This window comes from Hydrogenophaga sp. GW823-FHT04C09, assembly GCF_058796355.1.
The window spans coordinates 185,827-196,772 of record NZ_JBXAIO010000008.1 but is presented as its reverse complement, the minus strand read 5'-3'; the positions used below and the strand labels follow the sequence as shown (position 1 = coordinate 196,772).

General features: G+C 67.3%; 6 protein-coding genes. 3 read left to right on the top strand and 3 right to left on the bottom strand.

Annotation, left to right across the window (positions count from 1 at the left end; genetic code table 11):
- Positions 1-13: 13 nt before the first annotated feature.
- Positions 14-1,072, top strand: a complete 1,059-nt coding sequence (locus tag AC1Q9M_RS21090) for a cupin-like domain-containing protein (protein WP_492435596.1) — start codon at positions 14-16, stop codon at positions 1,070-1,072.
- Between the two features lie 19 nt (positions 1,073-1,091).
- Here the strand turns inward: AC1Q9M_RS21090 and AC1Q9M_RS21085 are convergent, their stop codons facing one another.
- Positions 1,092-4,028, bottom strand: coding sequence for a sensor domain-containing protein (locus AC1Q9M_RS21085; RefSeq protein ID WP_492435594.1), 2,937 nt, complete (start codon positions 4,026-4,028; stop codon positions 1,092-1,094).
- Between the two features lie 262 nt (positions 4,029-4,290).
- Here AC1Q9M_RS21085 and AC1Q9M_RS21080 point away from each other — a divergent pair, with 262 nt between their 5' ends.
- Together AC1Q9M_RS21080 and AC1Q9M_RS21075 are read left to right on the top strand one after the other, a co-directional pair.
- Positions 4,291-4,593 carry an RNA-binding protein gene (locus tag AC1Q9M_RS21080; RefSeq protein WP_291121781.1) on the top strand — a complete coding sequence of 101 codons (303 nt, stop codon included), beginning with the start codon at positions 4,291-4,293 and terminating at the stop codon, positions 4,591-4,593.
- A 175-nt stretch (positions 4,594-4,768) separates the two neighbouring features.
- A complete protein-coding gene (locus tag AC1Q9M_RS21075) occupies positions 4,769-6,586 on the top strand; it encodes a carboxyl transferase domain-containing protein (RefSeq protein WP_492435706.1) in 1,818 nt (605 codons plus the stop codon).
- A gap of 24 nt (positions 6,587-6,610) precedes the next feature.
- On the opposite strand, the gene AC1Q9M_RS21070 is transcribed toward AC1Q9M_RS21075, so the two are convergent.
- Positions 6,611-7,096: a response regulator gene (locus tag AC1Q9M_RS21070; protein ID WP_291112066.1), complete on the bottom strand. Its 486-nt coding sequence runs from the start codon at positions 7,094-7,096 to the stop codon at positions 6,611-6,613.
- Positions 7,093-10,869 (bottom strand): PAS domain-containing sensor histidine kinase, encoded by a 3,777-nt coding sequence (locus AC1Q9M_RS21065; RefSeq protein WP_444687600.1) that lies wholly within the window; start codon positions 10,867-10,869, stop codon positions 7,093-7,095. Before AC1Q9M_RS21065 ends, AC1Q9M_RS21070 begins: the two co-directional genes overlap by 4 nt.
- Positions 10,870-10,946 lie beyond the last annotated feature (77 nt).

Sequence of the window (10,946 nt, the reverse complement as noted above, 5' to 3'; positions counted from 1 at the left end):
ACTGGCCGCCGCCATGAGCCCGCCCACCATTCCCGCCGCGCCCAAGCCCCTGGAGGCGGCGCCCTTTCGCCCGCTCGACGCGGGCTGGCTGCAATGGATCGCCGAGAACCGGCTGCGCCATTGCACGCCCGAATCCATGCTGGTCACCATGACCGAGGCGGGCCTGGACCCGGCGGAGTGCGAGCCCGCGATCCGGGCGATGGACAGCGACCCGGCGTTCCTTGCCGCGCGCAAGTTTCAGCAGCTGCAGACCAAGCTCGAATCGGTGATGGCCAACCAGCAGAAGCTGCTGGAGCTGAACCCGCGCTATGGGCAGGTGGAGAAGCGCGGCGACGTGCCGCTGGACGAGTTCGTCGAGAAATACGTGGTGGGCAGCCGCCCGCTGGTGCTCACCGGCGTGGCGCGCGACTGGCCCGCCCTGCAACGCTGGTCGCCCCAGGACCTGCGGGAGCGCTTCGGCCACCTGCAGGTGGAGATCCAGGCCGAACGCAGCGCGGACCCGAATTACGAGGTCAACAAGCTGGACCACCGGCGCAGCGTGGGCCTGGCGAATTTTGTCGATCAGGTGCTGGCCGGCGGCACCACCAACGACTACTACCTGACCGCCAACAACGAGATGCTGGCGCGGCCCGAATTCGCGCCCATCCTGGCCGACATCGGCAGCCTGCCGGCCTTCTGCGACCCCTCGCAGCTGGCGCGCCGCGCCTCGTTCTGGTTCGGCCCGGCGGGCACGGTCACGCCGCTGCACCACGACACGCTCATGCTGTGCCACACGCAGATCGTGGGGCGCAAGCGCTGGCGCTTCATCTCACCCTTGCAGACGCCGCTGCTCTACAACCACTTCGAGGTCTACAGCCCGATCGATCTGGACCGGCCGGACCTCGCGCGTTATCCGCTGTTCAGCCAGGCCACAGTGCTCGAGGTGATCGTCGAGCCGGGCGAGACGGTGTTCCTGCCCCTGGGCTGGTGGCACCAGGTGACGGCGCTGGACGTGAGCCTGTCGTTCTCGTTCTCCAACCTGGCCCTGCCCAACCATTACAGCTTCCAGAACCCCACCATCACCAACTGGTGAGGGGTGGGGCTGCCGCCGTTCAGGACAGCACCAGCATGCCCGCGGTCGGGTTCTGCAGCAGGGCGTCGAGCGCCTCGATGGGCAGGGGCTTGGCGAACAGGTGGCCCTGGAACTGGTCGCAGCCCTGGTAGGCCAGGAAGTCGCGCTGTTCCTGCGTTTCCACGCCTTCGGCCACCACCTGCAGGCTCAGGCTTTGTGCCAGCGCGATGATGGCGCGCGAGATCGCGGCGTCGTTCGGGTCGGTGAGCACGTCGGCCACGAAGCCCTTGTCGATCTTGAGCTGGTCCAGCGGCAGGCGCTTGAGCACCGAGAGCGAGGAATAGCCGACGCCGAAGTCGTCGAGCGAGAGCGTCACGCCCAAGGCCTTGAGCATGCCCATCTTGTCGATGGTGATCTCCATGCGGTCGGCCAGCAGGCTTTCGGTGAGCTCGAGCTTGAGCTTGTGCGGTCGGATGCCGGTGCGTGTGATCGCGGCCATCACCATGTCCACGAAATCGGGATGGCGGAACTGGCGCACGCTCACGTTGACCGCGATGCTCAGGTTGGCGGTCTGCGCCCGGTCGGCCCAGGCCGCGAGCTGCTCGCAGGCCTTCTCCAGCACCCACTGGCCCAGCGGCAGGATCAGGCCGGTGTCTTCGGCCACGGGAATGAAATCGGCCGGGAACATCAGGCCGCGCTGCGGGTGCTGCCAGCGCACCAGGGCCTCCACGCCGGTGATCACGCCCACGCGGTCCACCTGCGGCTGGTAGTGCACGACGAATTGCTGCTCGCTCAGCGCCACGCGCAGGTCGGAGCTCACGGTGGCGTTGGCGCTCACCGTGGCCTGCATGTTGGGGTCGAAGAAGCACAGCGTGTTGCGGCCCAGCGACTTGGCCTGGTACATCGCCAGGTCGGCCTGCTTGAGCAGCTCGCCCACGTCGCTCTGCTGGCCGTTGAACGAGGTCACGCCGATGCTGGGGGTGGCGAAATGCTGGTGGCCGGTGAGCTGGAAGGGCTCTCGCAGCGTGTTGAGCACCTTCTCGGCCAGGGCGGTGGCCTTGAAGGCGGCGGCGTCCGGGTCGGTGCTCAGGTCGTCGACCATCACCACGAACTCGTCGCCGCCCAGGCGCGCGACCATGTCGGTCTTGCGCACGCTCTTGGTCAGGCGCGCGGCCACCTTCTGCAACAGCTGGTCGCCCATGTGGTGGCCCAGCGTGTCGTTGAGGATCTTGAAGTTGTCCAGGTCGATGAACATCAGCGCACCGTGCTGGCCCGAGCGCGCGCTCGCCGCCAGGGCCTGCTGCAGCCGGTCCAGCAGCAGCTGGCGGTTGGGCAGGTCGGTCAACGCGTCGTAGAACGCCAGGTGGCGGATCATGTCCTCGGCGGTCTTGCGCTGCGTGATGTCGCGGCCCACCGCCACCCAGTGCGTCACCTCTTCGGCGGTGGCCTGCACCGACACCACCTCGAGCTCCACCCAGAACATGGCGCCGTTCTTGCGGCGCACCATCAGTTCGGTGCGCGCCTGTTGCGTCTGCTGCAGGCCTTGCGCGAGTTCGCGCAGCTTGGGGATGGCCGGGTCGAGTTCGAGCAACATGCGCGGCGTCTGCCCCAGCACCTCGGCGCGGCTGTAGCCGGTGTGCTGCTCGAAGGCGTCGTTCACGAACACGATGCGCGGCTCCTGGTCGTCGCTGCCCGCGCCGGTCTCGGCGATCACCACGATGTCGTTGAGCCGGGACACGCTGGTCTCCAGCAGCATCAGCTGTTCCTGCGAGCGCCGCCGTTCGGTGACGTCGCGGAAGTAGACCGCCAGGCCTTCGGCGAACGGGTAGGCCCGCACCTCCAGCCATTTGCCCAGCGTGGGGAAGAAGTCTTCCAGTTCCACGCGGCGGTTGGTGTTGAGCGATTTCGTGAGCTGGTCTTTCAGGCGCTGCGAGAGGCCGGCGCTGAAACCTTGCCAGACCTCCAGCCCCAGCAGATCGGCGGTGGTCTTCTGCAGCAGCCGTTCGCTCTCCTGGTTGAGGTAGGTGAAGCAGCACTGCCGGTCCAGCGTGACGAAGGCTTCCGTGATGCTGGCCAGGGTGGTGGTCAGGCGCATCGCCAGGCGCAGCGTGTCCTGCTGGGCCTGCTTCTGCGCCGAGATGTCCTGGATCGCGCCCTGGATGCGCACGATCTGGCCGTTGGCGCGCCGCACGGCGGTGCCCACGGTGCGCACCCACTTGGGCGCACCGCCTTCGACCATCACCTGGATCTCCTCGTCGAAGCCTTCGCCGTACTGCGCGCAGCGCTCCAGACGCTGGCGGATGCCGTTGCGCCACTCGGGGGAGTAGCGCTGCACCATGTCCTCGAGGTTGCGCACCTGCCGGTGATCGGCCAGTCCGAGGATGGTGGCGAACTCGTCCGAGTGCACCACCTCGCGGGTGGAGAGTTGCAACGACCAGCTGCCCGCGCCGGCCGTGTGCTCGGTCAGGTTGAGCCGGCTTTCGCTTTCGCGCAGCACGTTGGCGTTGTACTGCTCGCTTTGTTCGCAGCGGCGCGCCAGCGCCAGCACATCGGCCGCATGTTGCGACAGCAACTGCAGCAGGGGCGTGCCGATCGCCGGCTGTTCGCGCGGGCCGTGGTCGAGCAGCAGCAGGCCGGACTGTCCCACCGCATCGAACACCGGCAGCCAATGTCCGTGGCGCCAAGGGCTGGCGGCCTCGGGCAGCCAGCGCTCCACATCGGCGCGCTCGCGCAGCAGCGCGGTGCAGGCCTCCAGGGCCTTGGCCGCCTGATCCGGGTCGAGCCCGTGCGAGCCCAGAACTTCGGGCGGCGCGTGGGACAGGTCCACCAGCAGCGCCGCGCCCGTGCCCGCGAGCTGCGTGGCCATCTGGGCCAGGCGATCGAGCTCACCGCGCTGGTGAGGCACGGTCCAGGCGCCGGTGCGCTCCATCGCGGTGTCGGCGACCAAAGGGGGGCGGTTGTCGGATCCAGGGCGCATGGCAAGGGGTTTCGGTGGTCGAGGGTGCAGCATACAGACCGTCTGTCATCTGCCGCACACATGGCGGGCGTAAGGTCGACCCAGGCGTGTGAACTTCCGCACGACCTCCCCAAATGTGGGGAATTTTTGTAACATAAATGTTAGATTTTGTTGCTTATGTTCTAACATGGCCCCCATCGCCGATGCCAAGCCTCCGTTTTCACAACACTTTCGCGCCACCGCATCGCCACCACCGCCGATTTGAACTTTGAGGGAGTTGATTGTGAGCACACTCGCAGAACTCAGGCAATACAGCGACGTCTCCAGCCTGAAATCCGCACTGCACCAGCTGTGCAGTGAGTTCGGGCGCATCACGCGGCTCGACATCCTGACCGCCATGCACGAAGGCACCAAGCAGGCCATCTGCTTCCTGCGCATGGAGCGCCCCGAGCAGGAGCAGGTGCTCATGAAAAGCCTGGGCGTGGGCCGCTTCGGAGGTGAAGTCGTCTTCGTGCTGAACCTCAACGTGCCCGTGACGGCCGAGGACGGTCCTTCGTCCCAGTGGGCCGACTCCGACATCTATTGAAAGCACCCCCCGCGTCGCCTGCGGCGCCACCCCCTGAAGCGGGGCGACACTTCGGGCCGGCACAGCCGGACCCTCGGTGTCTCTGGAAAGGGAGCTCCTCGCTCCGGCTCTTTTCCCTGTCTCCCGATTGACCTCTGCGCGCCCTGGCGCCGCGCAGAATTGGCGCATGAATGCCTTGCGCTCTCCCCTGGCCGCTCAGATCGTTCAATGGCTGGTCGCCCCTGGTGACCCGGTGCGCCAGGGCGACGTGCTGGTGATCCTCGAAGCCATGAAGATGGAGCACGAGCTGCGTGCCGAAGCGCCTGGCCGTGTGCTGGAGCTGTTGTTCGCCCCGGGCGAGTCGGTGCAGCAGGGCGACGTCCTGTTGCGCACCGAGCCGGTCGCCCGCGCCGCCACCCCGCCCACCACCGCACCGCAGGAGACCGCCCAGGCCGGGCCGGCCGCGCTCAGGCCCGACCTGCAGCGCCTGCTCGACCGCCAGGCCCGCACGCTCGACGCGGCCCGGCCCGAGGCGGTGGCGCGCCGCCACGCCCTCGGCCAGCGCACCGCGCGCGAGAACATCGCCGACCTCTGCGACGAGGGCGGCTTCATCGAGTACGGCGCGCTGGCGGTGGCCGCGCAGCGCCAGCGCCGCAGCGAAGACGACCTGATCGCCCACACCCCGGCCGACGGCATGGTGACCGGCATCGGTTCCGTCAATGCCGCCCAACACGGCGCCGAGCGGTCGCGCACCGCGGTGATGGCCTACGACGCCACGGTGCTGGCGGGCACGCAGGGCATGCGCAACCACCAGAAGACCGATCGGCTGCTGGGCCTTGCGCTGGCGCAGCGCCTGCCGGTGGTGCTGTTCGCGGAAGGCGGTGGTGGCCGACCGGGCGACACCGACATGCCCATCGTCGCCGGCCTGCATGTGGGCACCTTCGCCGCGTTCGCGCGCCTCTCGGGCCAGGTGCCAGTGCTGGGCGTCGTCAGTGGCCGCTGTTTTGCGGGCAACGCCGCCTTGCTGGGCTGCTGCGACGTGGTGATCGCCACCCGGGGCAGCAACATCGGCATGGGTGGCCCGGCCATGGTGGAGGGGGGCGGGCTGGGCGTGTTCCGGCCCGAGCAGATCGGCCCGAGCCCGGTGCAGCACGCCAATGGCGTGATCGACGTGCTGGTGGACGACGAAGCGCAGGCGGTGGCGGTGGCCCGCCAATACCTGTCGTTCTTCCAGGGCCCGGTCGACGGCGGACGCGCACCCGATGCCCGGGCCCTGCGCGACGTGGTGCCGGAGAACCGGCTGCGTGTGTACGACACCCAGGCGGCGATGGCAGGGCTGGTCGATGTCGGCAGCCTGCTGCCGCTGCGCACCGGCTTCGGCGTGGGCATCCACACCGCGCTGGCGCGCATCGAAGGGCGCGCGGTGGGCCTGATGGCCAACAACCCGCTGCATCTGGGCGGTGCGATCGACGCCGACGCCGCCGACAAGGCCGCGCGGTTCATGCAGCTGTGCAACGCACACGGCCTGCCCATCGTGAGCCTGGTCGATACGCCCGGCTTCATGGTCGGGCCGGACATCGAAGCGAGGGCGCAGGTGCGGCACGTCAGCCGCCTGTTCGTGATGGCGGCGGACCTGCGTGTGCCCTTCTTCAGCGTCGTGCTGCGCAAGGGCTACGGCCTGGGCGCCATGGGCATGACGGCCGGTGGGTTCCATTCGCCGGCCTTCACCGTGGCCTGGCCCACGGCCGAATTCGGCGCCATGGGGCTGGAAGGCGCCGTGCGCCTGGGCTACCGCAAGGAGCTCGAAGCGGAGCCGGAGGGGCCGCGGCGCGATGCCTTGTTCGACCGGCTGCTGGCGCAGCAGGTCGCCAATGGCTCGGCGGTGCAGATGGCGACCACGCTCGAGATCGATGCCGTGATCGACCCGGCGCTCACGCGCGACTGGCTGGTCAGGGGACTGGCGGGGGCGAAGGTGTCAGAGCCCCGCCCGGGGCGATTCATCGACACCTGGTGAGGCCCGAGGAGGGCCCCGGGTTCATCAGATCAGGTCGCCGAAACCGGTGGTGCGCACGCCCGCGCTGGGCAGTTGCGGCGCGGTCTGGTTGATGTTGATCCAGAACTCGCACACGTGCTTCATCGCGCTGAGGAACTGCGAGAACTCGGTGGGCTTGGCGATGTAGGCGTTGGTGCCCGCATCGTAGGCGCGCAGCAGGTCGCTCGGCTCGGTGGAGGAGGTCAGCACCACCACGGGGATGTGATGCAGGTTGTCCGAGCCCTTGATTTCCCGGAGCACGCCGATGCCATCCAGCAGGGGCATCTTCAGGTCCAGCAGCACCAGCATGGGGTTGCTGCCCGAGCGGTTGGTGAAACCGTTGCGGCGGTGCAGGTAGTCCAGGGCCTGCATGCCATCCGAGACGTGCGTCACCCGCCCGTCCAGCCCATGGCGCGCCAAGGCCAGCTTGGTCAGCTCGGCATCGTCGGGATTGTCTTCAACGAGAAGGATGGCGTCGGCGTTTTTGCTCATGGTTCCAGGGCGGCCGGCATGGAGTCGGGAGGAGACTCGAACCCATGGGCGCCTTCAAAAGGTAGCGAAAAATAGAACACACTGCCCTCTCCGAGCTGGCTTTCAGCCCAGATGGTGCCGCCGTGTCGCTCAATGATGCGCCGCGTCAGTGCCAGGCCGATGCCAGTGCCTTCAAACTCCGAGGCGCGATGCAGGCGTTGGAAAACGCCAAACAGCTTCTGGGCGTATTTTGTGTCAAAACCCACGCCATTGTCACGAACAAAGAAGGTATAGCCGACAACAGGGTCCATGCTCCAACCCACCTCGATGCGCGTTCTTTCACGCGGACGGGTGTATTTGTAGGCGTTGCCCAACAGGTTGGCCCAGACCTCGCGCAGCAGCAGGGCGTCGCCCTGCACCACGGGCAGGTCGGGCGCCACCACCCAGTCGACCACCCGGCCTTCGGTGTCGTGCCCGATCTGGCCGACCACCGCATCCACCAGCAGGGTGAAGTCCACCGCCGTGAGGTTCACGGCCGAACGCCCCAGGCGCGAGAACGCGAGCAGGCCGTCGATGAGCTGGCTCATGTGCCGGGCTGAATTGCCGATCGTGCTCAGGTAGCGGGCGCTCACCTCGTCGCATTGGCCACCGAGGTGTTCCTCCAGCAGGCTGACGAAACTGGAGATGTGGCGCAGGGGCGACCGCAGGTCGTGCGAGACCGAGTACGAGAACGACTCCAGGTCCTTGTTGGCGGCGAGCAGCTGCTCGGTGCGCTCGACCACCCGGTTCTCCAGCTCGTCGTTGATGTTGCGCATCAGGTCGTCGAGCCGCTTGGCGTCGGTCATGTCCCGGTTGACCTTGGCGAAGCCCTTGAGTTCGCCGCTGTCGTCGCGCAGGGCAATGAGCACCGAGTGCGACCAGTACTGCGAGCCGTCCTTGCGGGTGTGCCAGTTGTGCAGCTCGTGCTGCCCACGTGAGGCCGCCAGGCGCAGCATCTGCATGGCGCTGACCTTGCCATGGTCCGGGTTGACCGGATCGAACAGCACGCCGTAATGGCGGCCCAGCATCTGCGTGGGCGAATAGCCGTCCATGCGCTGGGCGCTGTCGGTCCAATCGGTGATGATGCCGTCGGCATCCATGAAGAAGATGCAGTAGTCGCGCAGGTTGTCCACCATGAGGCGGAAACGCTGTTCGCTCTCCAGCAGTTCCAGCGAGCGCTCGCTGATGCGTTGCTCCAGTTCCTCGTTGAGGTGGACGACGCGCTCTTCGATGCGTTTGCGGTCGGTGATGTCGATGATCTGCACGAACAGGCCCTGCACCTTGCCTTCGTCATTGAAGTCGGGCAGGTAGCTCGCGCTCACGAAGATCTGCTGGCCATCGATGGTGGGGCGCCAGGTCTCGAAGTGGTGGGGCTGGCCGGCCAGCGCCATCCGCATGCGAGGCTCGATGTCGGCCCAGACGTCGGGTTTCACGCATTCACCGATGTGCCGCCCGATGATGTACTGGGGGTCCATGCCATAGACGCGCAGGTGCTCGGCATTGGCGAACCGGAAATGCAGGCCCGCATCGAGGTAGGCGATCAGGCCAGGCACGTGGTCGGTGATGGTCTGAAGGAAGCGCTGGTTGTCGCGCAGCGCCATCTCGGCTGCCTTGCGCAGCGTGATGTCCACCACCGTGGTGTTGCTGCGCAGGAAGCGGCCGTCGGCATCGCGCACGGCGGACGACGAGAGCAGGGCGTGGAAGGTGCTGCCGTCGCGGCGGCGCATCTCGTACTCCACGGCCTCCAAGGCATCGTCCTTCAGGATCTTCTGCATGCGGTGCTCCAGCAGATCCGTGTGCCGCGGCGCCATCATGTCGCGGAAGGCCATCTTGCCCACCACCTCGTCGCGGCGGTAGCCCAGCCAGTCGAGCTCGGTGTCGTTGATGGACACGTAGATGCCGTTGACGTCGAGCGAGTGGTAGCCGCAGGGCGCGTTGTTGTAGAGGTCCTGCGATTGCCGCAGTGCGCTGTTGAGCTGGCCATTGGCCTGGCGCACCAGGTCTTCCGACGCCTTGCGCTGGGAGAGGTCGATCATCTGGATGATGATCCCCTGCACCTGACCCGCATGCCAGTACGGCGTGTATTCGATGCCGGCGTAGAAGCTGTGCCCATCGGGGAAGGCTCGTTTGCCTTCGAAGCGCTGGATTTCGCCGGACAGCGCGGCGGCCAGGTTCAGGCGCGAGGCCTCGAAATCCTGGGGCCGCGCGATCTGGCTCAGGTGCATGCCGATCAGCTGCTCGGTATCGCCCTGCACCCAGCGCGCGTAGCTGGCGTTGGCGAAGCGGCAGATCAGGTCGCGGTCGAAGAACGCCAGCTGCACCGGCACGCTGTTGGTGATGGCCTGCAGGAAATTGCGCTGTCCCGCGAGGGCGTTCTCGGCGCCCTTGCGTTCGGTGATGTCCACCAGGGTGTTGTTGGTGCGGACGAAACGGCCGTTTTCGTCGACGACCGCCGTGCTGCTGAGCAGGGCCAGGAAGGTGCTGCCGTCGCGGCGGCGGATCGGGAACTCGGCGGCCTCCAGTTTTTCGCCGCGCGTCATGCGCGCCAGGCGCTCGCCGACCAGGTGCTGGTGCTCGGGCGGCACGATGTCGTGGAAGCGCAGCTTGCCGACCACCTCGTCGCGCTCGTAGCCCAGCCAGTCCAGCGCGGTGCGGTTGATCAGCACGAACACGCCGTCGGCGTCCACCGAGTGGTAGCCGCAGGGCGCCTGGTTGTAGAGGGCCTGGGCATCGCGCAGGGCCTGGTGGATGCGCTCCTTGGCTTCGGCCAGTTCGTCGGTGCGTTGCCGCACGCGGGCTTCCAGCTCGACGTTGAAGCGCTGGATCTCTTCCTGCTGCTGGTGCAGCGCGGTGATGTCGCGCGAGACGGCCAGCACCATCACGGGCCGGTTCTGCGCATCGCAGATGGGGGTGACCACCGTGTCCCACCACTTGGGTGTGCCCTTGAAGGTGTTGCCGAACGCCACGAAGCGCGCGCTCTTGCCCTGGCGCGCGCTCTCCAGGGCTTCGCGCGAGAGCAAGGCCCCGTCGTCCGGCCACCAGGTGACCCATTCGCTGTTGCGCACCTGTTCGAAATCGTCCACCTCGACCAGGCGGCAGCCCTGGGCCGTCATCTGCACCACGCGGCCTTGCAGATCGAGCACCTTGGTGCAGTCGGGGCTGCTCGAGATGATCTGGCGGTTCAGCTCGTCCTTGATGCGCGCGTCGGCTTCCAGCGTGCGCATGGGCGTGATGTCCTGCATGAAACCGAGCTGGCTGACGACGGCGCCGTTGGCATCGCGCAAGGGTGCGTTGCGCACCAGCACATGGACCACCTCGTTGCCCGGGCGCACCAGGCGGAACTCCACGCTGAGCGTTTCGGCCTCGGAGATCGCCCGAAACCAGTGCTGCTGCACGCGTTCCAGGTCGTCGGGGTGCACGCGGCTGAACCAGCCGAAGTTGGGGAAGTCCTGCTTCTTCAGCGCGAAGATCGCCTGCAGCTGCTCGTCCACGTGGGTGAGCACGCCCGCGTGGTCGGTGCGAAAGACGCCGATGGGAAAGACGCTGGCCAGGGCCGAGAACAGCGCTTCGTATTCGATCTGCGCGGTGTGCGGAGCCCGGTCCAAGGCGGCCGCTTCCAGCGCGGTTTCCAGAGGCAATGGCAGGTTGGCCTGGCGCTTCAGGTCGGTGCTGTCGGGCTGGCCGCTGAGCCGCTGCGCGTAGCTGCGGCGCAGGTGCTCGTTCTCCGCTCGCAGGGTTTCCAGCTCCAGAAGCAACGCACGCTCACGCTCCACAGCCGAGCGTTCGGTTCTGTGGCTGTCAACGCGTTTGTCCTCCGAGGGAAAAAGGGTGC

Excerpts from the sequence above, each read along its gene's own strand:
- AC1Q9M_RS21090 (WP_492435596.1), top strand. The coding sequence starts at position 14 with ATGAGCCCGCCCACCATTCCCGCCGCGCCCAAGCCCCTGGAGGCGGCG.
- AC1Q9M_RS21085 (WP_492435594.1), bottom strand. The coding sequence starts at position 4,028 with ATGCGCCCTGGATCCGACAACCGCCCCCCTTTGGTCGCCGACACCGCG.
- AC1Q9M_RS21070 (WP_291112066.1), bottom strand. The coding sequence starts at position 7,096 with ATGAGCAAAAACGCCGACGCCATCCTTCTCGTTGAAGACAATCCCGAC.